Raw genomic sequence first — 22,909 nt, forward strand, 5'->3', positions numbered from 1 at the left:
ACGGATGTGAAAGTATCAGTTATCATACCAACGTTAAATGCGGGGGCGGGATTGGCTGAGCAGGTGGAGCGGCTGAAAAAACAGACTCTGCGTCCCTACGAAATTATTATAATGGATTCTTCTTCAGAGGACGGTACGGTCGAACGGGCGCGAAAGCTGGGAACGCGGTTGATGTCCGTGCAGCGCAGTGAATTTGACCATGGGGGAACACGAAATGCGGCGGCGGCTCAAGCTAAAGGCGATTTTTTCGTATTTATGACGCAGGACGCCCTTCCTTATGATGACTATTTACTTGAAAAGCTGATCCAGCCGCTGCTGGCAGACGAGAGAACGGCCTGCTCTTATGCGAGACAAATCCCTTATCCAAATGCTGGCATACTGGAACGGCTTGCGCGGGAATCAAACTATCCGCTAGAACCACGTTTGAAATCTAAAGCGGATATTGACCAAATGGGCATTCAGACGTTCATTTGCTCAAATGTGTGCGCGGCGTACCGGAGGGAAACCTTTTATGAGATGGGCAGCTTTGACGCACCGGTTATCTTCAATGAGGATATGTTTATGGCGGCTACTTGTGTGATGAATGGCTATAATATTGCTTATGCTGCTGAAGCTGGTGTGTATCACTCCCATGAATATACGGTACTGCAGCAGTTCAGGCGTTTCTTTGATAATGGGGTGTCCATGTGCCGAAATGAATGGATTATCCCATACAGCAAGGTGGGAAAACCCGGTTTCAAGCTGGTAAAAACCCAGCTCAAATGCTTGCTGAAAGAACGGCGTTATCACTTGATTCCTGTACTGGTTGCGGAATCGGCTGCGAAGCTCATTGGCTACAAGCTCGGCATTAAGCATAAGCGGCTCCCATTATTTTTGTGCCGGCATTTCAGTATGCATAAGCTGATATGGGACCGGATGCACAGAGTCAATGATACTTCGGCAACGATGAAGCGCACTGGTTAGCACGGGACGAAAATGAACCGCACAGCCTAGCATGTCACCTGGTTTATCAAATCAGGCTGGCATGCTTTTTTTATCTTCAATGTGATTTGCCTTCCGTTTAACTTGAAAAAAATGAACGCATAAGGAAACCTTGAACCGCCGACACTAAAACAGCAAGCGCACGAACGCAGGTTATATGGGGGATGCAAGGGGGACTACTATGTCCGTTTGGTTGATTACAATTGCCCTAGCCATCGTTCTAGGGCTTTATTTACTGCAATTTGTATTTATCTTCACAATGGAATATCGTAGGCCTGCACGCCTAGCTGCCTGGATGACGATTACGATGCTGCTGCCGATTTTAGGGATTGTGCTTTACTTGCTGCTTGCACGGCCGGTGAATCGCCAAAGCAGCCATACACATAAACGGCTGGCTCAAGAGAAGCTTCTCCAAGCCGGGGAGCTGACGCAAAATGCGCAAAGCTTTGCTGATTTGAAGGCAAGACAGGAGCTTGATGGGCAAGAACAGCTATTCCGGCTGTTGACGGCTTCGAAAGGCCACTGTATTACGCTGCGCAATAAGGTCGATGTGCTCCAAAATGGACACGATACCTACGAGGCGATCTTGGCGGCGATAAGCCGGGCACAAAGCTTTATTCATCTTGATTATTATACGATACGGGATGATAGAATCGGACAGCGCTTCAAGCAAGCTTTGATCGAGAGGGCAAGGGCGGGGGTAAAAGTTCGCGTGCTGTATGACGGCATCGGCAGCATGAATCTAAGCCAGGCCTATATTCACGAGCTTAATACGGCTGGCATTCAGACAAGCTGTTTTTTGCCGCCGCGCCATGCCTGGTACGAGCGGAGGCTGAACAACCGCAATCACAGTAAAATCGTAGTCATCGATGGCAAAATCGGCTTCGTTGGAGGTATTAATATTGGCGATGAGTATTTGGGTAAAAATCCGAAGCTTGGGTTTTGGCGGGATACCCATGTGCAGCTGGAGGGAGATGCGGTTTATTTTTTACAGCAGCTGTTCAGGAGCGATTGGGCTTTTGCTGCAAAAGAAGAGCTGAGCGAAGCGCTCTATATGCCGCTGCATCATTGTGAAGGCAACGATCCCGTATTGATTACGCCTGGAGGCCCTGATCAAATCGGGGAGCCGATCTTGGAATCAGTCGTTGCTTCGGTAATGGCTGCGAAAGAAAGCATATGCTTGTCGACGCCCTATTTTATACCTGATCCGGGATTGCTGATGGCGCTTCGCGTAGCGGCGCTGAGCGGCGTCGATGTGCGAATTATTATTCCGGGCAAAGGGGATTCCCAGCTTGTATTGTGGGCTACGCTCTCCTATGTAGAGCCGCTGCTTAAGGCGGGGATTAAGGTGTTTCGCTATCGAAAAGGATTTATACACGCCAAGGTGCTCATCATTGATCGCATGCTGGCGTCAGTGGGAACGGCGAATATGGATATGCGCAGCTTCTACAACAATTATGAGCAAAATGCGCTTTTATTTGATGCGGGATCTATTTCGCAGCTGAAGCGGGATTTTCGGCAGGATGAGCGGGATAGCGAGGAGCTGAGCTTGAACCGTTTTTCGGAGCGGCCAGTCCTTCAGAAAATGGCGGAAGCTGCTGCGCATCTGCTGTCTCCATTATTATAAGCGGGCACTTGAACGGCAGGAATGAATGAACAAGTGTCCGATCGGGCATATTTTGCAAGTAGGCAAGGAGCTGTTTAAAGAAAGGAGGGATGGCAATGACAGATATGAATGATCAACCAGCAGGCGAAAACACAACTAATGGTACAGGCGTTGACGCCCAGCATGAAGGGCGCTCCGATTATTTTATGGATATTGACCGTATGGTGAACGAAGGGCTTGGAGGAGGCAATGTAACGCCTCATAACGGCCTTATTGATGAATCGACGACCGATACGATGGAGGAAGAGGGCAGATAGCAATTAAGCTTAAGGAGGGATCCTGATGGACGTTTCGCGCGCCAAGCAGATCTATGATTCATCGCAAACAATTGGAGTGCAGCTCGATGGGAAAGCCGTATGGATCGAGCATGTAGACGTAGCGAACAGCATGGCAACCGTACAGGTGGGCTCCAATCCATTAAATACGGAAACGGTATCGGTGGAGCGGCTGCGGGAAGAGTAATTCCCGCTTTAAGAGGCGCAGCCTAAGCATATCATGAAAAGCAGGGTATTTTCTCAGGCCAGCGGCCCATAGAAAAACCCTGCTTTTTTCGTATGCCCACAGGCCGGGCATCTTACCCGCCAAACGACTCGCGGAAGGCTTCGCTTAGCTTCGCTCGGTCCGTCTCCCATAGCTCGGCGATTTCAGCAGAGACGTTCTCATCCCACCAATCCACGAGCAGCTTGCGATTGCTTTTATGCTCGTGAATCCACAGCAGATTGACTGCTACCTTCTTAAAATACAAATTTTCCGCCTGATCAAGCTTTTCTTTGGACACCCACAGCTTCAAACGTTTGGCCGTACGGTACAGCTCATTGCTGCAGGCACGCCGTATTTTGCGAGCGGTAGGCAGGCTTGAGTCATGCTTCTGGGCAGTAGGCTTCATGGCAGACCCGCTCCTCTCTTTCCTCTATATGTATGCTTCCGCCCGTATGAACGTCACCTGCACGGTTTCGACTGGATGAGCCTTCCTTCGGTGTGGTAGAATAACAAACGAAGCAGTAGTTTAGAGAGGATGTGAGAGGCAAGCGTGATGGATAGCATTTCGGAGATTTTGCATACCCTGCTTTTATGGATTGAAAGCCTTGGCTACTTTGGGATTTTGATCGGTTTGCTGATGGAGGTCATTCCAAGCGAGATTGTACTCGGCTTTGGCGGCTACTTGGTGTACAAAGGCGAAATTTCCTACGCGGGCGCCGTCTTTTTTGGAACGCTCGGCGCGGTTGGGCAAAACTGGATTTTGTATGCTTTCGGCAGATTCGGCGGACGTCCCCTGGTGGAGAAATACGGAAAATATATTAAAATTAAAAAGAAGCATGTCGACCTAGCCGAAGAATGGTTCAAAAAATATGGCTCCGGCATTGTATTTACAGCCCGTTTCGTTCCCGTCATGCGTCAGGTCATCTCGATTCCTGCAGGCATGGCGAAGATGAATTTCTGGCTGTTTACTGCACTTACCGCAGCTGCTTCCCTGCCATGGGCGCTATTGTTCGTCCATTTGGGCCGCTCGCTTGGCGAAAATTGGGAAAATATTCATGAGCAGGCGAAGGATTATGTGCTTCCAGCTATTATTCTCGCAGTATTGTTAATCATTGTTTATTCGCTTTATAAATTTAGAAAATCACGTAAGAAATCAGCGTAATGCAGCCTGATCCGCATGAACCTACGATACATATAACAGGAGAAAGAGGGTAATTAATTATGAGCAAAAGCGTAGCAGAGAAATTGAATAAAGGCATTAGCCCGCAGCAATTCATCGACGGCATGGAGAAAAATAAAGAGGCTTTTCAAGACTGGTACAATCAGTTTGCATGGACGGATGAAAGCGATCGTGAATTTTTCGAATCGCTGAACAACCGCGACGATTTGCGCTGCTTGATTTTAATGGCAGAATGGTGTGGCGATGTCATTCGCAATATTCCGGTTGTATTCCGTGCGCTCGAAAATAGCGGCGTTCCAACAGAGGTGCTCATTATGGAGGAGCATCTCGATACGATGGAGCAGTTTTTGACCATGGGCGGCCGCGCGGTGCCGATCGTTATTATTGCAGATACAGGCGGCCATGTGCTCGGACAATGGGGACCGCGTCCTAAGCATGTTCAAGAAGCGATGACCGCATTCAAGCTGGAAAATCCAGACCGTGAAGCAGCGGATTATCAAGACAAGCTTGGACTTGTTCGCCAAGAAATGGGCCGCCGTTACGGCGAAGGCACAGGCTATCATTCGGTTATTGTGAAAGAGCTGCGCGATCTGCTGGAGTCGTTCTAAACAGAAGAATAGGAGCGCTGATCATGAGTGAAATGCGAGTTGAGTCATTTGCGCTGGGACCTCTCCAGACAAATTGTTACCTGCTCACGGTAAAGGATGAGGAAACAGGCAAGGAACGGGGCCTCATCATTGATCCGGGCATGAACCCGAAAGGTGTGCTGAAGCGGATTGCCGATACGCATATTGAGGCGATTTTGCTGACGCATGCCCACTTCGATCATATGGGCGGTGTGGATGAGGTTCGCAAAGCGGCAGGCTGCCCAGTTTATATTCACGATCTGGAGGCCGACTGGCTGACGGATGCTGGGAAAAATGGTTCCATGCGCTGGCAGGAAGTAACGCCGCCGCTGACGACCGATCCGGCGGAATACGCCTTGGATGAAGGGATGACGCTGGAGCTGCTGGGCGAGAAATTTCGCGTTATGCATACGCCGGGGCATTCTCCAGGCAGCGTGAGCTTTTTGCGCGGCAACGATCTTTTTTCCGGCGACGTGCTGTTCAGGCTTTCCGTTGGACGTACGGATTTGCCGGGCAGCCGCGAGCGGGATTTATACGATTCCATTCAGGGCAAGCTTTACAAGCTGCCTGATGAGGTTAAAGTATATCCGGGGCATGGCCCGCGGACGACGATTGGCTTTGAGAAGGCGAATAATCCTTTTACGCGATAATCGCTTAGGCTTTTACAAGCAATATAACCGTCAGCCAGCGTGGCATTTGCCGCCTGCGGCAGGCGGTTTTTTTGTGCTGAATCCGGTAGCTGTGCACATTTGAAATGTATAGGCGGTTCAATGATTTTGAACACTTGCCCAACATAATGGTAAAATAGGGAGAAGCCCACCTGCGGCAAAACAAGCAGGCTATGAAAATGCAAAAGGACGGTGCGTACCGCTTGGCAAATACGACGACGAATATAACGAGTGAAGCACTCGATGGACCAACTGGCAAGGTGGAACGGACAGCGGAGCAAATAGCTGCGGAAAATGAACGGATTATTAAAGGCGTAGCTGCCCAGCTGTCTATCCCGGTTACTAAAGTGAAAGCGGCTGTCGCCTTGCTGGATGAAGGCAATACGATTCCGTTTATCTCCAGATACCGCAAGGAAATGACGGGCGAGCTGGATGAAACCGAGCTTAGAGCGATTGAGGAAAAACTGCAATATTTGCGTAATTTGGAAGAGCGCAAGCGTGAGGTAATCCGGCTTATCGACGAGCAGGGCAAACTAACCGAGGAATTGAGCTTAGCCATCAATGCGTCCGTAAAGCTGCAGGAAATCGAAGATTTATATCGGCCGTATCGCCAGAAGCGCAAGACGCGGGCGAGCGTGGCGAAGGAGCGTGGATTAGAGCCGCTTGCCCAGTGGCTTTGGTCGCAGCCCCGTCAAGGGGAGCCGCTCGCCGAGGCTGCTAAATATATCGATGAGGCCAAAGGTGTTCCCGGCGCTCAGGAAGCGCTGCAAGGGGCAATGGATATTTTGGCTGAAAATATAGCGGATGACGCGTCGATTCGCTCTTGGGTGCGAAAGCATACGTTTGATCATTCGCTTATTCGTACCGAGGCACGTGATGCGAAAGCGGAGTCTGTATACGAAATGTACTACAGCTACAATGAACCGCTGCGCAAGCTGCCTCCTCATCGCGTGCTGGCGATTAATCGCGGCGAGCGCGAGGATGTGCTGAAGGTAGCATTCGAATTGTCCACAGAGCGGATTCATGAGCATGTTGGTCGTAAAATTTTACGGAATCATACAGCTGAAGCGGTGCGAAGCGTGCTCGTTGCCGTCATTGAGGATTCGTATAAACGCTTGATAGCGCCGTCCATTGAGCGCGAGGTTCGCGGTGAGCTGACGGATAAAGCGGAGGAGCACGCGATTTCGATTTTTTCGGAAAATCTGCGCAATCTGCTGCTTCAGCCGCCTGTTCGCGGCAATGTCGTGCTTGGCGTCGATCCCGCCTTCCGCACAGGCTGCAAACTGGCGGTCATAGACGATACAGGCAAGCTGCTGGAGGTGGCTGTATCCTATCCGACTGCCCCGCATCATAAAGTAGTGGAAGCGGAGCGTTTAATTAATGGCCTGATTGATAAATATAAAGTCGAGCTGATTGTCATTGGCAATGGGACGGCCTCAAGGGAAACGGAGCAATTTATTGCGAACCTGATTAAAGCCCGCCAAGCTGCGCCTGGTCTCGAGCTGAAATATATTATTGTCAGCGAGGCAGGGGCGAGCGTGTATTCGGCTTCCAAGCTGGCAGCCGAGGAATTCCCTTCGCTTGACGTTGCCGAGCGCAGCGCCGTGTCCATTGCACGCAGGCTGCAGGACCCGCTGGCCGAGCTGGTCAAGATTGAGCCAAAGGCAATCGGCGTCGGCCAATACCAGCATGACGTGAGCCAGAAGCGCCTGGATGAAAGCCTGGGCGCTGTCGTGGAGTCAGCGGTTAACCATGTTGGTGTAGACGTTAATACGGCTTCAGCGTCGCTGCTGTCCTATGTGGCAGGCATTAATGCAACAACAGCTCGCAACATCGTCAAATACCGCGAGGAAAATGGCCGTTTCGTGAAGCGGGCGCAGCTGCAAAAGGTGCCGCGTCTTGGTGCGAAAGCGTACGAGCAGTGTATCGGCTTCCTGCGCATTCCTGAAGCGGCCAATCCGCTGGATGCGACACCAATCCACACCGAGTCGTATGCGGTCGTGGACAAGCTTTTTGCCCATCTGGGCGTTAAGCTGAACCAGCTTGGCTCGGAAGAGCTGAAGCAGAAGCTGACAGAGCTTGATGTGGCTTCCGTTGCTCCTGAGCTTGGCGTCGGGGTTCCAACGCTGCGCGACATTGTGGACAGCCTCCTGCGTCCCGGACGCGATCCGCGGGAGGAGCTTCCCGCTCCTATTTTTCATACCGAGGTGCTGAATCTGGAGGATTTGACAGCGGGCATGGAGCTGCAGGGCACGGTTCGCAACGTCATCGATTTCGGCGCTTTTATCGATATTGGGCTTAAAAATGACGGGCTCGTCCATATTTCCCAATTAAGCGATAAATTCGTGAAGCATCCGATGGACGTTGTTTCTGTAGGGGATACCGTTACCGTCTGGGTACTGACCGTAGATGTGAAAAAAGGGCGCGTTGGCCTTACGATGCGCAAGCCAGGTTAATAAAAGCTTGAAAGACGGACTTGCCGATTGCCGGCAAGTCCGTCATACTTAACAGGGAATATAATGAATGACCCTGTTATGTGACAGAGAGGATGACTATCTATGCAAGCCGAGAAATGCAGCACTTTTCCCCATCATAAATGGTTTGGCATAGCGCTTCAGGCGCTCGTTGTGCTTGCTCATAAGGATCAGCCATGCACAAGCGCAGAAATTTCAAAACGGCTCCAGGTCGAGCCAACGCTGCTGCGTCGCGTGATGGCGGAGCTTGCCCGCGAGGGGCTTTTGGCAACGAAGGAAGGCAAGGACGGAGGCTACAAGCTAAGCCGTTCTGCAGGCGCAATTACGCTCGCAGATGTGTATTTAGCGCTTCAACTAGGCGAGCCTTTATGCAAAGGGCTGGAGCAGACGACTGGAGAGCATGAATTTGGACAGGAAATGCGTCAGGCATTTGGTGAAATTTCTGAAGGAGTCAAAAATAGCGCGCTCGAAATGCTTGGTCAAGGGACAATTGAACAGCTGACGAGACGGGTTTGCGACCTTAAAAAGGTAACAGATAACCAACTATAAAATAGTTAGAAATATACGATTGACAAGTGAGTAGATGGAGGACTATACTATTGCTTGTGTAGCAGATGTTTTTTTTGAAATCAACTGTGTTATATTACGCACAGTAAGAATTGCACTTATATAAACGATATTCGGAGGGAATTATCATGACTGTACAAACACAGCTGGATCAATCTTTTTATCAAGTATTAAGCGATCGCCGCTCGGTGCGCCACTATGACAATACTGCAAAAATGACAGAAGCGGAAATTACGGAAATTTTGGAAATTGCCGCTAAAGCACCGTCATCGTCGAACATGCAGCCTTGGCGTTTTCTAGTTGTAACGGACGAGGAGCTCAAACAGCAATTGCTGCCTATCTCGAACAATCAGCAGCAGGTTGTGGACGCAGCAGCTGTTATCGTCGTGTTGGGCGACCTGGAAATGTATAAGAATGCTGAAAAGATTTACGGTTCAATGGCGGAAGCTGGCCTTATGACCAAAGAGATGAGCGAATCGTTCGCTGCCAACTCGCAAAAGCTGTACACATCCATTCCAAAGGAACGTCTGCATGAAGTGACTGTATTTGATGCAGGCCTCGTATCGATGCAAATTATGCAAGTAGCAAAAGCCAAAGGCTATGATACCGTGCCTATGGGCGGCTACGATCGCGATAAAGTAAGAGCGCTGCTGAACATTCCAGAGCGTTATGCATTGAACATTTTGCTGCCAATCGGCAAAGCTTCCCAAACCGGACATCCGAGTACGCGTCTGCCGATCAACGACATTGCATTTTTCAACAAAATGTAATTCATAATCATAAACGAAGAAGCCTCTGGCAGCCACTGCAATTAGTGGGAGCCGGAGGCTTCTTTTTTTTAAAAAAGATAAGAATGTATAAGCTGCACCCTTATAAATTCTTATCTTTCACCCTAGAAACGGCAGCTTTGCCGCCAGAGGACAGCGACAGCCGTTTACGCTTGCTATGACGCTCAATGGCGAATCGTCAATTCGTTGTTATTGTCCGTATCCTTGGTGCTTTGCTTGCTGCGATAAAAATACCAGCATTCATTTAGCAGCTTAATTTGCCTGCGATCTTTCTTATGAAACGCACGCATCATTTGATTGCACAGCCACTGCGGCATAGTGGATCGCCCTCCTCCCGGTCATCCCTGATGTATTACTACCATATGGGGAAGGGCGAATGTCCGTGCAGGTCCTATTTAGCCGATTTCATCTTCGTACCATTGCTCAAGCTGAGCTTGCAGCGCACGAATTTCCGTGAGCAGCGCAATAAGCGGGTAAGCAGACTCTTTAACAGCCGCAAATTCGCGTTCCAACTCGTTAATGTAGTCTAAGCCCGAAGCAATGCGAATCGAGCTGTCATGGAGCTCTACGCGGTCACATTCAGCAATCGCATATGGAAGCGCAGGCACCTGCTCAGCAGTAAGCTTGTCCAGCTCCTTGTGCAGGCGCAAGTTAAGGGCGCTTAATTGATAGGCATGCGTATCAGGCATTTCTACAAAGAAGACCTGATCATTGTTTTTCATTAGTACAAAACGCATCGTTGGCATAAGATGATTGGATTCTCCCCTCAAAACATTCGCTGCATCATGCAGCTGTTTATTGCTGCTGTGCCATAAAAGTGCATCACTACTTGACAGTGTAGCGTATGGGCTGCAAAAATGCCAGAAAAACGAGGGAATTTGCTGCACTTTTTTGGCCCTCTTTACGGTTGTTATTTTATTTGGCAAACTAGAGTGCAAGAGAACAAATGAACAAGGGAGAATCAAGATTTATGGTGCAGACGATGAAAGACGAGGAGCTTCAGCAATGGGTGGAGCGGGTGTCCTTGGAAAGCTTTGGACGGCCATTCAAACATCTGGCAACTTTTAACGGTCGTTTGAAGGCAACGGGCGGACGATATTTTATGAAGTCGCATAATATTGAAATTAGCCCTTATCAACTATCGACGTTCGGTGTGGACGAAACAGAAAAAATAATTAAGCATGAGCTGTGCCATTATCATCTACATATTTTGAAAAGAGGCTATCGTCACCGGGATGAGGATTTTAAGCGGCTGCTTGCTCAGGTGGGCGGTTCGAGGTACTGCCAATCGCTGCCGGAGCGCCGTGTAGAGCCATTTCGGTACAAGCTTGTATGCAAGGAATGCGGGATGGAATACATGCGAAAAAGGCGGATAAATCCTGCAAAATATGCGTGCGGAAAATGTCGTGGAAAATTATTTTTAAAAACGCTTGACTTAAATTCAGATACATGATAAATTATTACTTGTCGCCGCGGTTCACAGGCAACACTGAGAAAAAACAAAATATTCCCTGATAGCTCAGTTGGTAGAGCACTCGACTGTTAATCGAGTTGTCACAGGTTCGAGTCCTGTTCGGGGAGCCACACATGGAGAGGTACCCAAGAGGCCGAAGGGGGCGCTTTGCTAAAGCGTTAGGGTGTAACAGCCGCAAGGGTTCGAATCCCTTTCTCTCCGCCATATTTTTTCTCAAAAGTGATTGTAACGGAAGGCCGTTCAACATGCCGGTCTTTTTTTTACGCCTAATATCACAGTGTGCGACATTTAAGGCCCGTTGGTCAAGTGGTTAAGACACCTCCCTTTCACGGAGGTAACAGGGGTTCGAGTCCCCTACGGGTCACCATTTATTTTTTGTTAGTGCGAGTCATTAGCTCAGCTGGTAGAGCACCTGACTTTTAATCAGGGTGTCGTAGGTTCGAATCCTACATGACTCACCATCTTTTCTTGTAAGACTTCCCTAAATGTGCGGTAGTGGTGGAACGGCAGACACGCTATCTTGAGGGGGTAGTGTCCAATGGACGTGCAGGTTCAAATCCTGTCTACCGCACCATAACTCGACTTTAAGGTTTTACTAAGCATATTTTAGATAGTGGGCATATCTGCACACGATTCTAAAAACACAAACCACTTTCTTTTCAGAACATTAAAATTCTGATTAAGGAGTGGTTTTCTTGTTGTTAAAATTTGCTATACAAGAGTTCAAGGATGACCGAGAGTACAAGAATTTATCACCTAAAACGATTGAATCGTATCTGATGACCTTGAGGGAATTTCAAACGTATTGTGCTGAACAGGAAGTTGTTAGTGTCGAAGATGTTACGCAGCCCATAATCAAATCGTATCTGATTTATTGCCAAAAGGAACGAGGTAACAATCCGACTACGAGAAATTCAAAACTTCACTCAATCAAGATTTTCTTCAACCATCTTGAAGAAATCGAAGTTATCGAATCCAAGAAAAATCCAATCAAGAAATTGTTCTACGTTAAAGAAGATATTAAAATAGAAGCATTCAACGATAATCACATCAGCCAGATGCTTAACTACTACCGCCGAATTAAACAACGTGAGAGAACGTTCCATGCATACAGAGATTACACAATTATCATCACGTTACTTGGAACAGGAATCCGTCTAGGCGAACTAATTAATCTCAAATGGAATGATGTGGATTTCAAATCTGGAACTGTTACTGTTTACGGTAAGAAAAGGGAACAATCTTCAATTCCCCTTACTGACAAATTGGTCAAGGAACTTGCGGAATATCAAGTTTTCTGCAAACAGTATTTCAAAGAGTTATCGGATTATGTTTTTGTAAGTGACCGCAAGAATGGGAAGTTAGCGGTTGATGCTGTTAAGTCAATTTTCATGAGATTGAAAAAGGCAATGGCTTTCAAGGATGTTCGACTTTCTTGTCATACGTTCAGACACACTTTCGCCCATAGAATGCTTATGAACGGTTGCGATATTTTTACACTCCAAAAGATGCTTCGTCATAGTCAATTGAACATTACCCAACGCTATCTTTCAATATGGGGTACTGCTCTGCGTGACCAGAATCAAAAATTTAATCCACTCAATAACTTAGATGTATAGGATGGATGAGTATATGACGATTGAAATTTTGAACAACGCCATCTCACTTCACCGCGTATTGTGTATAATGGACGATGAATCCTTTAACAAACTCTTTGCCATCACACAAGCCCATTTGCGACTTGTTAAAGAGTATGGAGACACAACCTTGACTGAGCGTAGACAAGCTATACAAGCCAAAATGGAGTGTCTGAGAGCAGGAAGGGAATTGTTGTTGACTTCCTTTGAGCAGGGGGTCGTAAAATGAGCGAAGACTTCGAGGAATACGAGCGACTCGTATGCCGCGAGGATGAATTGTGTTTTGAACTAAAGACATATCAAGAAATAATTTCAGAATTGTTGATGCTAGTTCATAAACGAGGTACTAGCGTTCTGAATTTGGAGACTGTTGAGGAAGTTATGACAACGCTACATATGGCAGAAATTGATTGTCGCACCGAACTGTTAGATACACGGCTTGAAAAAAGCATTTTATCTTACAATCTAGGTCGGGAATCATAGGGTGATCGATCGATTTTGAACGTCTCCAGTAGCTCGTCCATCTTGTGATTTTTGAACTTGCTGCCGTAGTCTGTTTGTTAAATGCCCGTAAGCTTTGTAGATTATCGTTCAGTACATGGACTAACATTGAAAGAGCCTTATCAGTTGCTTCACCTGATAGGCTCTTTTGTACGATTTCTAGCACCGTATATTGTAATAATCTTCTCTTGAACTCTGCTACTGTAGCTTGGTTAATGTTAGTAGTACATCTTCTATAATAAACGGCATTAAAACTTCTTTGTTGCCCATATAAGCTACAGGTGCTAGCGCTATGCCTAATGAGAATGAAGATGGATTGTTTGTTCAAGTCCTTTTGAACTGGAGGATTCATATATAATATGAAGTAATACTAGGCATATCAGGTTTTCGGCATATTTTTTTAAAAAAAGTTTCGGTAAAAAACTCAATTTTAATCATATATCATTAAAAAAACCAATAAAAATAAGTTAAAATCAAATATTTGACAATATAGAATAAGTGTGCTATAATAATTTCAGTGAAGAAGATGTTCCGTCGAATAATTTATTTTGAATAGGTAGTTAAAGCGGGGAGGAAACTCCTCGCTCCTTTTTTTTGCATTTTTATGAAAATAATATTGGAGGTTTACAGAATGGGAAAAGAGTCAAGAGAGAATTACAGAATTAAACGAATTATGAAGTACATCAAATTAGGGGAATTATCAGACCTTTTAGATTGCGATCTTGCTATGGTTAGCCGCTATGAGGATGGTAGATATAATTTGTCTAAAGAGAACGAAGAGAAATACAAAAATTATATTGATTCACATCAGGGGAGAATAGAATCATGAGTGCATGCTTAGTTATACAAACAGGACAAACCATTATTATGGGTTCTGATGCAGCTATTTCAACAACAATTAATGGACAGATTTATCGAGTAGATGAATCAGGTGTGAAGCTATGGAAAGTGGATAATATGGTTATCTTTTGTTCAGGGAACATGAAATATGCTTATCAAATCATGGACATTTTCCTTAGCCACAAAGATAAAAGCGTATTAAATTTAGGGTTAATTGTAAAAGAAGTTTGCTTAGACAATACAGCTATTCCACTAGAGGTATTGATAGGTATTGTTCAAGAAGATTCTTCTCATTTGTATAGCATTTCTTCATCAGATAACTTCAGAATTGAAGATCGTAGGATGGATGATACGAATGGTGTTGCTATTTGGGCAGCAGGAATTAAAACAGTGGAGAGCACTGACAAAGCTGAGCAATATCTTTTACAAGGACAAAGTATCAAAGAGGTATATCAAAATGTATACAATGATATTTCCTTTGAAGGGGTTGGTGGTGAACTAGTTGTTTATCAGTTAACCAAGAACGATTGCAAGAAATTAATACAATCAACGATATTGGAAAAACAGGGTATGAAGGTTTTGACAGAGCAAATCTATCTTGATCTTTGTACAAAAAGTATGATTATTGGCGAAAGAATAATCGGAAAGCTTCTTGCTGGTACGAATCTTGAAATCGATGCATCAGACGTACATGGTCAACAAATATTTAAGGTTGATGGTAACGGTGTAACCATCCAAGGTGGCAAGCTAACCGTCACAGGAGGGATTCCAGCAAATCAGCTTGATCCTGCTTATAAAAGTGAACTAGTGCAGCTAATGAAGCCTTACAATGGCGTTACAATCGACTCAGAGAATGGGCTATATGTTATGAAATCGGATTCTACAATCAGAACAATGTTGAATGCTACAGAGGGTTTCAAGTTTCAAAAGAATGCTGGAACAATATCAGCGCCAACATGGACTGATATGTTGTACTACGATGTGAATACTGGAAACCTATTCATAGATGGTGTTGTTAATGCTAGAGATTTGAAGGTTAATGGAGCAAGCGTACTGACAGGGGATGGAAAGTTTAAGTCTTCATCACTGGAAACGCTGTATGTAGGCAAAAACGTATTTATTGCTCCTGAAGCTAGGATTTCGTGGACTCAGGTAACAGAACAGCCAACAGCAGCTCAGCTGGGTGGAGTAATGACTAATTCGCCTAAGATGACGTACATTGATGCAAATGGTGTCTATACAGGTACTGTGTCAGCTGATCAGATTAATGCAGGTAAAATTAGATCGCAATATATTGATGTAGAGGATCTGAAGGTAAATCGAATTTATAGAGAATATAATGACAGTTCAGGATATTTGCAACTATCGGAAGCTGGGGCTGCTGGGCAATCTTTTGGAGATTTGGAACTATGGTTTAGTAATGAACGTTGGTTTAGGGTCTATAACGGTGGAGGTGGAAAGGCATACTTAGACGTACAGGACAAATCATTTTTGGAATCGGATGGAGCAACTACGACAGCACTAGGAAATTGGGAGTTTAAAGGAAAGGTTACAGGAGTAACAGCTACATTCGCGTAAAAATTGCTGTTACTACTTAATTTGATGAGCAATTGCAATCAAGTAACGATGGCAGGAAGGGCATTCCTTTCGTAGGAGTGTTTATTCATGCAATTTAATGAAAGCGCTAACTAAATATTATCATTCTGAGCATCTATCTAAGGGTAGATGCTCTTTATTATCTATAACAGGAGAAGAGTACAATAAAAATTAGGAAAAAAAGGAAGAGTACAATTATCGATAAGATTTATGATCTGTACGTAATTCAAAACAAAAAATATCTAATTCAAGATCAATCAGGGAAATACAATACTATAGTAAGTGGGAAAAACGGTGTTTCATTACTACAACATGTAATGAAGTACCATATGAAACGGGTACATACCGTAGGAGTTTTTGGTGGTATAGTGTATTCCAAGTTCATTTGCTTTGATGTGGATTACACTGATCCTGAATATGCTAAGTGGATTACATATAAGCTTGCGGATGTGTTGAATAATGTAGGAATTAATCAATACTATATCAGCTTTAGTGGTAGTAAAGGTTACCATATCGAACTGTTCTTTAATGATTTGATTGATATCACTACAGCGAAACGATTTTATAGTTTTGTGTTGCAAGAAGCTGGGATACAAAAGTCGAATGAGGGTAACGTAGAATTTCGTCCTACCGAAAAGCAGGGAGTCAAACTTCCCTTAGGCATCCACCAGAAGAGTGGGAACTATTGCGGTTTTTGTAGGGTTGAGGATGGATTACATGTAATGGATAGTAAAGAAAGTGAGCGTTACTTGTTGAAGATTGAAAAGATTAGCATACAATTGATTTTTAATATATTGGAGCGTTCATCAGATAACATAGAATATACTACAACGCTTGATAAACCAGCTACTGAAGAAATGGTAACAGCTGAGGAGGTTATTGCTAAACATAGAGATTTGTCTATTTACGCTGTTTCACCAGATTCAATCATTGATAGTGCAATAGAGCTGCTGAAGTACGGATTACAGGTAGCTGGAACTAGGCATAATTCTTTATTTAAAATAGCTTTGTACTTGAAGTATCAAGGTAATGATGAAGAACAAACAGTACAAAAGTTGAATGAATGGATGGACAATCAGAACAAAGCGTATTTCAGAAGTGATATGATTGACTGTTACAAGGACATTCATGAAATAGTTATGTATATCTATTCAAACGATTCGACTATTGTACCTAAGCAAAAAGAGGTTACAGTCACTTTTAAAGAAATTAATTCGATTATAGAACGCTGTAAACAATCAAATTGGAAGATTCTAACTTACGCTATGCTTGTACATAGTAAAAGATACGCCAGGAAGGACGGAGTGTTCTTCATGACGTTTAAACAAATGATCGAAGCAACAGGTCTTGCAGAAAGCACAGTTGAAAGGAATATGAACAAACTTGCTGAAATAGGAGTAATTGAAATTGTTGAGCGTAATCGTATACAGAGTGGTACGAAGATGAAAAAACCTAACCTTTATCGAATGAATTTGGTTTTGGATAAGTTAAGTTCCAGCCCAGAAACAGCAGATACTTTAACAATACTTAAAGGAAATGAGAATAATGGCGTATTCATTTCATCAGATGAAAATGCTACTACCAGTATTGTTGCTTGTTTTGACTACTACTATACTAAATCTCAATTAAGAAAGCTGTTACCCAGAAGGCAGTTTGTTAGCTTAACTGGTTGAGAGTGGGCGTTAAGGTGGATTGTAGTGGGAATGAAAGAGCTAAGGCATGCTGGTAGTGCTTTGTAAAGCGTTAAAAAGATATAAATACCTATTAACCCTCATTATGTACACAAGTTAAAAATCAATAGAACGGCTATTTGGTGTGAGTTGAGATACATTCTTGAATTTTCTTGTAACATAACGACTAAGCGAATAAGGATAGTTTGAGAGAACATGTATTAATCTTATTAAAATGACTAACAGGAAACATTATAAATATATGCTCTCTCCACCTCGCTCCTTCAATTGTAACTATTGGGAATGAGTTAGGTGGAGAATTCTACCCTAAGTAGTTAGCACTTGTTAGAGGGCGATATAGGATGTCTAAATTATAGAATAGGCAAAGCGTGTTATTAATATTTGAGCTTAATTATTATTCTTAAGTCGATTTATTTCTGCATTAAGCGCTGTGTTTACACGCTCTTCTCCATATTTATTATCTAAATATAGTTTTCTAAAATAGTTTTTAGCATTTGTGTGGTTCATTTGTTGAAATGTTAGATTAAGCCCCCCATTAATGGCAGCTCCAGCCATAGGTATAATCATACCCAACTCTTTTTGGGTAACAACAACACCCAAACGTTCAGCAACTTTCTGAATTAATTTAATAAGCTGAGGGCAAGATTTTTCTACAACTTCAGACGTTAATTCTCCAGTCATATCTTTAGCAAACTTTACAGCAGCTCTAACTTCAGCAACCGCAGCATATTTTGTTGATAAGAATCCTTCATCTGATGAAGAAGAGGTAGGTGCCATTGCTGATAAAATATGTGGGATATTTATTGGATCAATGGGGGTATAACCATATGAAGTTGCAATTTGGCTTATATGTCGTGACATAAGGGTCATTGATGCTGTTACATCGGCAGTTACAGTAAGAGGAGCTAGAAGTCCAACAGACACGGTAGTAGCTAGTCCCATTGCAACACCCTCTACTGAAACAATAATGCCATTACTGAGGTCAAATGTATTTGCAACAATGTCCATTTCTTTTAAGGATAGAGAGCGAATATCTTCTATATGGTTAATGCTTATTTTATGTTTTTTAAAGTACTCTTTACGAATAGCATTATCATTTGTTAAAGTCATTGCTAACTTAATAGTACCTCGCAATGATTTTTCAATTGTCATGTCAATATTAGAGATTGCCTTCTGTACATGTTTATTCTTTGATGAATGTGCTACTTCCATAAGTTTAGCTACAGGTCTCCCTGCTAATTCAAGGAAAGTTTGAATTGGATTTTTATCGAAGCTGTTCTTTGCTATTTCTTTGATAACAAACTGTTCATATTCATTAAAATCTATGGAATCAAAATCTATCATTGAGGCGTCCTCCAATTGATTTAATGCTAAAATGATCATTCTTTAAAAGTTGTGGTTCTTGAATTGAGTTGTAGTTCAAAAGGAGTTTTGTTATCTTTTTTCTTTATACTTATTATTCATGGTGGTCTTATATGTCTATTCCTTCATTGTTGAATGGAAAATAATATTACGTTATCGTCATAATAACATTATTCATTATTTAAAATGTGGATGAAGAATATTTATATTAAGTCTTTGGTTAAATCTTTTTTGATTAAACTGTTTAACTTTAGTTGTTTAGCTTCTAAGAGCTTGAAATGAAGCAAATCAAGTTTGTCATCAGGAAAAATAGCTTTAGCTTCAAAACAGATATCTTTAATTTGATAAAGCATTGAATTTAAAGGCTCACAATTCTGATAATTGAAAATTGTAATATTTCTGCCTCGTTTATAGAGTGAACTGTTAAATCTTACTCCATCCATACCTAATGTTTTAATAAACTCAGCAACGTATTGAGTAGGTATGTAACTTTTTTTGTTAGAATTTGAAGGTTTTGAAAAATCGCTCATTATTAAATACATGAGACATTCTTCTACACCACCTAATTCATTCAATGATTCATACGAAAAATTCACAACTGTTAAAGGTGATTTTACTATTATCTCTGCAATACTAACCACGCTCTCTAGAAATGGTCTTACTTCTACCATAGCGGTATATGCGTCCTCTGCTGTATAGAGATATTTTATAAACGAGGGATTGGCTCTACCATCATTTATTAAATCATTATCTAATGGAACAAAAGATTTTTCTTTATTGTAACCGTAAAATCCAGAATCTCTTTTATTCATTGTTTGATAGAAAAGACGTTCTAAGGAAATTTGTTTGTCTTCAGGATTATTCATTACTTTATTTTCAAGTTGATTAAGATACAAAATCTGATTAAGATTATCCTCGAATATCCTAGCTCTATACAAAATTGTTTCCGATTCAATTACTCTTTTGTTTGCCTCAGCTAATTTTACTAAGTAGTCTAAGACAGTATGTTTGATAATAAATCTGTTTTTATATAAAACCTGTAATTTAAAATCAGACCATAGTTCGTGTGCTTCAGCAAAATCAGCATCTTTTATCAAGTAAATTCTCCTTAATTGTTAGTAAGCACTACCGCCACCCTAGTGTTGTTACATTCACCGTTAAGATATTCCCTGCAATCAATAAATAGCTATAAAGCGAATAACAACAAGGATATCTTCGTTAAAAATTTAACGTACTTGCATAATATTCTGTATATAAAGTCTGAGTTTTATATGAGTTATTAATTTTTAAGTTCCTGTTCTTTTTCTGGGAATTGAATAAGTAAATCTTCAAGTTTCTCTACTAACCTTTTCCGAAGTGAGGAATCAGTTATTATAATAGTATCTGATAATTCTGTTGTGATCCATTTTAATGCTCCAATAAAACTTATCGTTATGATAACAAATAACGATATACTCCAAAGTAATGTTGCAGCTTCACCGCCATTTTGAACATTCTTAAATTCTAATATTACAAATTGTATCCATACAGGTACAAGAAATGAAATAAGTAATCCTGGTGCGACAAACGGTGGTAATTTTTTTCTTTCTATTTCTTTAACCAGAGTTGCTATAAGCAATTCGATTTTTTTATAAGTGTACAATTGGTGCAATTTTAAGTAAGAAATTAATTTTTCATTTTGGATGTTTGCATATTCCCCTTGGCGCCAGTTTTCTTTTCTGATTTGTATATTGTACCTTTTTTCTAAAACTTTTTTTGTGCTTCTCTGAACAACAAAAGACATTGTAGCTAAGAATAAGACTGACATTAAGAAAAATATTATGATGTTAATTAACTTGATAGAGATAAAGTAAGAAAGGATAAGAGAAGAGATTAATAGCATGCATGAGAATATAGTAAATACAAATGAAATACTGAATACAGTATGTCTGACACTGAAATATTTGAATACAAGTGCTTTAGTAGTAACATTATTTTTGTAATAATGGACTAGCTTTTCTGTCATGGTGTTCTCCTTCTCTATGTCCAAGTTATTTTCGTGTTTAAAACTATGTTCCTTTAACATGTATTGGCCGTTTATTGATCCACATTTGATGTGTAAAACTTTTGATTTAGCCATTCATATTCCCTATCAATTATGTTGTGACTACCAATAGGTACATAGAGCTTGTTGTCCTCAATCCAAATTTTGTCTTGCATAAACCCAGACAACTCAAGATGAAAAGGGTCTACTTTGGTTAAATCATAAACAGGAGTATAAGAGATAACCCAAAACATTCCTAGTGAAAAACCATCACTGATAGCAATGATAATCTTATCTCCAGTAGTCTTATCACCAAAATCATGTGTTGTTGCTTGCACAGTCAAAGCGTCATTGTTTAAATCCCCATAATCATTAAATATCAAGCCATCAGCATCCTCCACTGGTAAAGGCAATCCAAGAGCTTCTTCTTTAAAGATAACATTGAACCTAAAAGAATTTGGGTGTCCAATGCCCAAAACCAGTTCAGCTTTTTTATTATTTTTTAGATTTAGTGGAAGGATCTTGTCATTTTGAATGTTGTCAGATGTCCACTCTACAGAATCATTAAGCTGCGTATCTGTTTGAAAACTTCTTATATATATTCGTTCAGAGGTGAGAGCAGGTATTTCTTCTACATCAGTTGAAGTTTTCGTAATTGGCGAAGAGGTTAGACTTGGTTGTTCTTGTTTTGATGTAATATTTGTTTGTTTCAATTGAGGGAACTGTAAACCCAGATAGTTATTGAATAATCCAACTGCGGTGATTTTTTCAGAATCACTAATGGTTGAAGTACACATGTTTAAAAATACGTAGTTCTTACAGGTTGTTATATTTTCTATAATCATTGTTCCAAGTAGATCAATTCCAAGATTAACCAAAAAGCTATTGCTTTCGTTTTTGACTTCTTCTTTCAACCATTCACTGTATTGCTGCTTATTAGGTACACTAACAGCAGCAACTACAAGTAAAAATAGGATAAGTATCATAATGTACTTTTTCATAACAAACCACCTATTAATAATGAATTTAGAATTCCAGTTAAACGTGAGATTTAATGTCAGCAAGCTAAATATTTTGCTTCCTTTCCTATGGTATATGTTAGTATGGGTATAGGTAATTATAACTATTTTTTAGTATTAGTGGAATGCCCCTGTGGAATTTACTTGGAGAGTATGGAACTCAGCTGATTTTAGTATATTTACTGAAAGCCCTTTTACAGTAGTACATAAATGAATATGTATTGTCATTATTAAATAACAATTGATTGAATTAATTAGATTAAGGGGTCATTTGATTGGAGGTTGCAGCTGTAACAATGTAAACAAGATGATATGTGTTAAGGTCTGTAGAACTTAAAGTGCGTGAAGGTATAGATGCAGAAGGATATCAAAAGAGAACTTTTCTTAAATTAATTAAATAAGAGACTTTAAATCTAAAGGAGATGACTATGTTGAAGATAAAGGAGTATCCTTCTTGTGTAATCAGTAGGGAATGTCAGCCAGTCCATATTATTGACGGAATAGAGGCAAGGTACTGTTTAACTGTTACTATTAATGAGAGCCACAAGAATGTATTAACATATATAATGATGAATCCTAGCAAGGCAGATATGGATCAGTCAGATGTTACAGTAAATAAGGTAATTTGCTTTGCGTCTGACAATAAGAATGATAAATATCAGATTGGTAAGGTTCGTATTCTCAATCTTTTTGCTTTATATGAACCTAAATCCACATCACTACAAAGTTTGTTAGACCAAGTTATGCAACATCCTACCGAATATAATAGATATTACAACAGGAATAGGTACACTATAGACAATGCAATATCAGATTCAAGATATATTGTTCTTGCATGGGGAAATGTTCCCAAAGGTATGAGTGCAAATGTTCATAATACAGAGGCTATCTTTATCTATGATTGTCTTAAAAAATATAAGAAATTGAATTCAGTTTATGTATTGAAATCATCTAGCTCCTATCATAAAACAATATTGACTGCTACAAAGCGTCCACGACATCCAAATCGATTTAGTATATCTGAGTATGTGAAGTGTTCCTCACTTTCAATAAGGGGAACCTTCTTAAAATTAGTGTGTTAGACGACTTGAAGCAGAGACAGGCAGATTGGGAGATAAAAAAGATAGATGAAAGCTGAAACGGAAACTGAAATATGCAATATAAATATGAACAGGTGCTCAAGCGCTCTCACTTCATGCGATAAAATGGGGATTATCGTTTATCTTCAAAAATCGAGTGGAAGGTCAAATTAAAATTGATAGATACATATAGTGATATTTCAGGTTTGGAGTGAATTTATTGCTTTTTGAGCTCAAGAAATAGTGATATTAAATAA

25 protein-coding genes and 5 tRNA genes are annotated in these 22,909 nt (G+C 41.8%); 23 read left to right on the forward strand and 7 right to left on the reverse strand.

Annotation, left to right across the window (positions count from 1 at the left end; genetic code table 11):
- Nucleotides 1-6 precede the first annotated feature (6 nt).
- The 4 genes from AC50X8_RS11210 (at nt 7) to AC50X8_RS11225 (ending at nt 3,109) form a co-directional block, all read left to right on the forward strand.
- Complete coding sequence (locus AC50X8_RS11210) at nt 7-963, forward strand: glycosyltransferase family 2 protein (RefSeq protein WP_494879793.1); 957 nt, start codon at nt 7-9, stop codon at nt 961-963.
- A 199-nt stretch (nt 964-1,162) separates the two neighbouring features.
- Nucleotides 1,163-2,608 carry a cardiolipin synthase gene (gene cls / locus AC50X8_RS11215; protein ID WP_494879795.1) on the forward strand — a complete coding sequence of 482 codons (1,446 nt, stop codon included), beginning with the start codon at nt 1,163-1,165 and terminating at the stop codon, nt 2,606-2,608.
- 95 nt (nt 2,609-2,703) lie between these two features.
- Nucleotides 2,704-2,904 carry a hypothetical protein gene (locus AC50X8_RS11220; RefSeq protein ID WP_235533129.1) on the forward strand — a complete coding sequence of 67 codons (201 nt, stop codon included), beginning with the start codon at nt 2,704-2,706 and terminating at the stop codon, nt 2,902-2,904.
- 25 nt (nt 2,905-2,929) lie between these two features.
- Complete coding sequence (locus AC50X8_RS11225; protein ID WP_056034102.1) at nt 2,930-3,109, forward strand: H-type small acid-soluble spore protein; 180 nt, start codon at nt 2,930-2,932, stop codon at nt 3,107-3,109.
- A 112-nt stretch (nt 3,110-3,221) separates the two neighbouring features.
- Here the strand turns inward: AC50X8_RS11225 and AC50X8_RS11230 are convergent, their stop codons facing one another.
- Complete coding sequence (locus AC50X8_RS11230) at nt 3,222-3,533, reverse strand: dehydrogenase (RefSeq protein ID WP_494879798.1); 312 nt, start codon at nt 3,531-3,533, stop codon at nt 3,222-3,224.
- A 147-nt stretch (nt 3,534-3,680) separates the two neighbouring features.
- On the opposite strand from AC50X8_RS11230, the gene uptA reads away from it, so the two are divergent.
- The 6 genes from uptA (at nt 3,681) to AC50X8_RS11260 (ending at nt 9,412) form a co-directional block, all read left to right on the forward strand.
- Entirely contained in the window at nt 3,681-4,289 is a 609-nt protein-coding gene (gene uptA / locus AC50X8_RS11235) for an undecaprenyl phosphate transporter UptA (RefSeq protein ID WP_056034095.1), read from the forward strand.
- A gap of 59 nt (nt 4,290-4,348) precedes the next feature.
- Nucleotides 4,349-4,915 carry a thioredoxin family protein gene (locus AC50X8_RS11240; protein WP_056034092.1) on the forward strand — a complete coding sequence of 189 codons (567 nt, stop codon included), beginning with the start codon at nt 4,349-4,351 and terminating at the stop codon, nt 4,913-4,915.
- A gap of 32 nt (nt 4,916-4,947) precedes the next feature.
- Complete coding sequence (locus tag AC50X8_RS11245; protein ID WP_081418765.1) at nt 4,948-5,583, forward strand: MBL fold metallo-hydrolase; 636 nt, start codon at nt 4,948-4,950, stop codon at nt 5,581-5,583.
- Nucleotides 5,584-5,780: 197 nt separating this feature from the next.
- Nucleotides 5,781-8,057 carry a Tex family protein gene (locus tag AC50X8_RS11250; protein WP_494879997.1) on the forward strand — a complete coding sequence of 759 codons (2,277 nt, stop codon included), beginning with the start codon at nt 5,781-5,783 and terminating at the stop codon, nt 8,055-8,057.
- Between the two features lie 102 nt (nt 8,058-8,159).
- A complete protein-coding gene (locus AC50X8_RS11255) occupies nt 8,160-8,624 on the forward strand; it encodes an RrF2 family transcriptional regulator (RefSeq protein WP_056034085.1) in 465 nt (154 codons plus the stop codon).
- Nucleotides 8,625-8,770: 146 nt separating this feature from the next.
- The gene (locus tag AC50X8_RS11260) at nt 8,771-9,412 is read left to right on the forward strand and encodes a nitroreductase family protein (RefSeq protein ID WP_056034082.1); all 642 of its coding nucleotides are present in this window, start codon (nt 8,771-8,773) and stop codon (nt 9,410-9,412) included.
- A gap of 182 nt (nt 9,413-9,594) precedes the next feature.
- Here the strand turns inward: AC50X8_RS11260 and cmpA are convergent, their stop codons facing one another.
- Both cmpA and AC50X8_RS11270 read right to left on the reverse strand, forming a co-directional pair.
- Nucleotides 9,595-9,747, reverse strand: a complete 153-nt coding sequence (gene cmpA / locus AC50X8_RS11265) for a cortex morphogenetic protein CmpA (protein ID WP_099516750.1) — start codon at nt 9,745-9,747, stop codon at nt 9,595-9,597.
- A gap of 78 nt (nt 9,748-9,825) precedes the next feature.
- Nucleotides 9,826-10,176 (reverse strand): hypothetical protein, encoded by a 351-nt coding sequence (locus tag AC50X8_RS11270; protein WP_056034079.1) that lies wholly within the window; start codon nt 10,174-10,176, stop codon nt 9,826-9,828.
- A 224-nt stretch (nt 10,177-10,400) separates the two neighbouring features.
- On the opposite strand from AC50X8_RS11270, the gene AC50X8_RS11275 reads away from it, so the two are divergent.
- The 12 genes from AC50X8_RS11275 to AC50X8_RS11330 all read left to right on the forward strand — a co-directional run bounded on the left by AC50X8_RS11275 (nt 10,401) and on the right by AC50X8_RS11330 (nt 17,151).
- Nucleotides 10,401-10,883 carry a SprT family protein gene (locus AC50X8_RS11275; RefSeq protein ID WP_442952525.1) on the forward strand — a complete coding sequence of 161 codons (483 nt, stop codon included), beginning with the start codon at nt 10,401-10,403 and terminating at the stop codon, nt 10,881-10,883.
- 55 nt (nt 10,884-10,938) lie between these two features.
- Nucleotides 10,939-11,014, forward strand: a tRNA-Asn gene (locus AC50X8_RS11280).
- Between the two features lie 5 nt (nt 11,015-11,019).
- Nucleotides 11,020-11,108: transfer RNA gene (locus AC50X8_RS11285), tRNA-Ser, on the forward strand.
- An 88-nt stretch (nt 11,109-11,196) separates the two neighbouring features.
- Nucleotides 11,197-11,271, forward strand: a tRNA-Glu gene (locus AC50X8_RS11290).
- 18 nt (nt 11,272-11,289) lie between these two features.
- Nucleotides 11,290-11,365 (forward strand) — tRNA-Lys (locus AC50X8_RS11295).
- A 28-nt stretch (nt 11,366-11,393) separates the two neighbouring features.
- A tRNA-Leu gene (locus AC50X8_RS11300) sits at nt 11,394-11,478 on the forward strand.
- Between the two features lie 121 nt (nt 11,479-11,599).
- Nucleotides 11,600-12,523, forward strand: a complete 924-nt coding sequence (locus tag AC50X8_RS11305) for a tyrosine-type recombinase/integrase (protein ID WP_494879800.1) — start codon at nt 11,600-11,602, stop codon at nt 12,521-12,523.
- Nucleotides 12,524-12,536: 13 nt separating this feature from the next.
- Nucleotides 12,537-12,770: a hypothetical protein gene (locus AC50X8_RS11310; RefSeq protein WP_494879802.1), complete on the forward strand. Its 234-nt coding sequence runs from the start codon at nt 12,537-12,539 to the stop codon at nt 12,768-12,770.
- Nucleotides 12,767-13,024 (forward strand): hypothetical protein, encoded by a 258-nt coding sequence (locus AC50X8_RS11315; RefSeq protein ID WP_494879804.1) that lies wholly within the window; start codon nt 12,767-12,769, stop codon nt 13,022-13,024. The genes AC50X8_RS11310 and AC50X8_RS11315 overlap by 4 nt, the downstream gene beginning before the upstream one ends.
- 649 nt (nt 13,025-13,673) lie before the next feature.
- Complete coding sequence (locus AC50X8_RS11320) at nt 13,674-13,871, forward strand: XRE family transcriptional regulator (protein WP_494879806.1); 198 nt, start codon at nt 13,674-13,676, stop codon at nt 13,869-13,871.
- Entirely contained in the window at nt 13,868-15,460 is a 1,593-nt protein-coding gene (locus tag AC50X8_RS11325) for a hypothetical protein (protein WP_494879808.1), read from the forward strand. The genes AC50X8_RS11320 and AC50X8_RS11325 overlap by 4 nt, the downstream gene beginning before the upstream one ends.
- Before the next feature lie 293 nt (nt 15,461-15,753).
- Complete coding sequence (locus tag AC50X8_RS11330) at nt 15,754-17,151, forward strand: TOTE conflict system archaeo-eukaryotic primase domain-containing protein (RefSeq protein ID WP_494879998.1); 1,398 nt, start codon at nt 15,754-15,756, stop codon at nt 17,149-17,151.
- 405 nt (nt 17,152-17,556) lie between these two features.
- Here AC50X8_RS11330 and AC50X8_RS11335 read toward each other — a convergent pair whose 3' ends face one another.
- From AC50X8_RS11335 to AC50X8_RS11350, 4 genes are all read right to left on the reverse strand, one after another.
- Nucleotides 17,557-18,513: an EcsC family protein gene (locus AC50X8_RS11335; RefSeq protein ID WP_494879810.1), complete on the reverse strand. Its 957-nt coding sequence runs from the start codon at nt 18,511-18,513 to the stop codon at nt 17,557-17,559.
- Nucleotides 18,514-18,734: 221 nt separating this feature from the next.
- Nucleotides 18,735-19,628, reverse strand: coding sequence for an RES family NAD+ phosphorylase (locus AC50X8_RS11340; protein WP_494879812.1), 894 nt, complete (start codon nt 19,626-19,628; stop codon nt 18,735-18,737).
- 182 nt (nt 19,629-19,810) lie between these two features.
- Nucleotides 19,811-20,536: a hypothetical protein gene (locus AC50X8_RS11345; RefSeq protein ID WP_494879814.1), complete on the reverse strand. Its 726-nt coding sequence runs from the start codon at nt 20,534-20,536 to the stop codon at nt 19,811-19,813.
- A gap of 71 nt (nt 20,537-20,607) precedes the next feature.
- Nucleotides 20,608-21,555, reverse strand: coding sequence for a hypothetical protein (locus AC50X8_RS11350; protein ID WP_494879816.1), 948 nt, complete (start codon nt 21,553-21,555; stop codon nt 20,608-20,610).
- A gap of 449 nt (nt 21,556-22,004) precedes the next feature.
- Between AC50X8_RS11350 and AC50X8_RS11355 the strand changes: the two genes are divergently transcribed.
- Complete coding sequence (locus AC50X8_RS11355) at nt 22,005-22,655, forward strand: DUF1643 domain-containing protein (protein WP_494879818.1); 651 nt, start codon at nt 22,005-22,007, stop codon at nt 22,653-22,655.
- Nucleotides 22,656-22,909 lie beyond the last annotated feature (254 nt).

The sequence above is a fragment of the Paenibacillus sp. JT22N15 genome (genome assembly GCF_059383755.1).

Excerpts from the sequence above, each read along its gene's own strand:
- AC50X8_RS11220 (WP_235533129.1), top strand. The coding sequence starts at position 2,704 with ATGACAGATATGAATGATCAACCAGCAGGCGAAAACACAACTAATGGT.
- AC50X8_RS11255 (WP_056034085.1), top strand. The coding sequence starts at position 8,160 with ATGCAAGCCGAGAAATGCAGCACTTTTCCCCATCATAAATGGTTTGGC.
- AC50X8_RS11350 (WP_494879816.1), bottom strand. The coding sequence starts at position 21,555 with ATGAAAAAGTACATTATGATACTTATCCTATTTTTACTTGTAGTTGCT.
- AC50X8_RS11325 (WP_494879808.1), top strand. The coding sequence starts at position 13,868 with ATGAGTGCATGCTTAGTTATACAAACAGGACAAACCATTATTATGGGT.
- AC50X8_RS11320 (WP_494879806.1), top strand. The coding sequence starts at position 13,674 with ATGGGAAAAGAGTCAAGAGAGAATTACAGAATTAAACGAATTATGAAG.
- AC50X8_RS11240 (WP_056034092.1), top strand. The coding sequence starts at position 4,349 with ATGAGCAAAAGCGTAGCAGAGAAATTGAATAAAGGCATTAGCCCGCAG.
- AC50X8_RS11250 (WP_494879997.1), top strand. The coding sequence starts at position 5,781 with ATGCAAAAGGACGGTGCGTACCGCTTGGCAAATACGACGACGAATATA.
- AC50X8_RS11260 (WP_056034082.1), top strand. The coding sequence starts at position 8,771 with ATGACTGTACAAACACAGCTGGATCAATCTTTTTATCAAGTATTAAGC.
- AC50X8_RS11230 (WP_494879798.1), bottom strand. The coding sequence starts at position 3,533 with ATGAAGCCTACTGCCCAGAAGCATGACTCAAGCCTGCCTACCGCTCGC.
- AC50X8_RS11245 (WP_081418765.1), top strand. The coding sequence starts at position 4,948 with ATGCGAGTTGAGTCATTTGCGCTGGGACCTCTCCAGACAAATTGTTAC.
- cls (WP_494879795.1), top strand. The coding sequence starts at position 1,163 with ATGTCCGTTTGGTTGATTACAATTGCCCTAGCCATCGTTCTAGGGCTT.
- AC50X8_RS11275 (WP_442952525.1), top strand. The coding sequence starts at position 10,401 with ATGGTGCAGACGATGAAAGACGAGGAGCTTCAGCAATGGGTGGAGCGG.
- AC50X8_RS11315 (WP_494879804.1), top strand. The coding sequence starts at position 12,767 with ATGAGCGAAGACTTCGAGGAATACGAGCGACTCGTATGCCGCGAGGAT.
- AC50X8_RS11310 (WP_494879802.1), top strand. The coding sequence starts at position 12,537 with ATGACGATTGAAATTTTGAACAACGCCATCTCACTTCACCGCGTATTG.
- AC50X8_RS11335 (WP_494879810.1), bottom strand. The coding sequence starts at position 18,513 with ATGATAGATTTTGATTCCATAGATTTTAATGAATATGAACAGTTTGTT.
- AC50X8_RS11270 (WP_056034079.1), bottom strand. The coding sequence starts at position 10,176 with ATGCCAACGATGCGTTTTGTACTAATGAAAAACAATGATCAGGTCTTC.
- cmpA (WP_099516750.1), bottom strand. The coding sequence starts at position 9,747 with ATGCCGCAGTGGCTGTGCAATCAAATGATGCGTGCGTTTCATAAGAAA.
- AC50X8_RS11345 (WP_494879814.1), bottom strand. The coding sequence starts at position 20,536 with ATGACAGAAAAGCTAGTCCATTATTACAAAAATAATGTTACTACTAAA.
- AC50X8_RS11225 (WP_056034102.1), top strand. The coding sequence starts at position 2,930 with ATGGACGTTTCGCGCGCCAAGCAGATCTATGATTCATCGCAAACAATT.
- uptA (WP_056034095.1), top strand. The coding sequence starts at position 3,681 with ATGGATAGCATTTCGGAGATTTTGCATACCCTGCTTTTATGGATTGAA.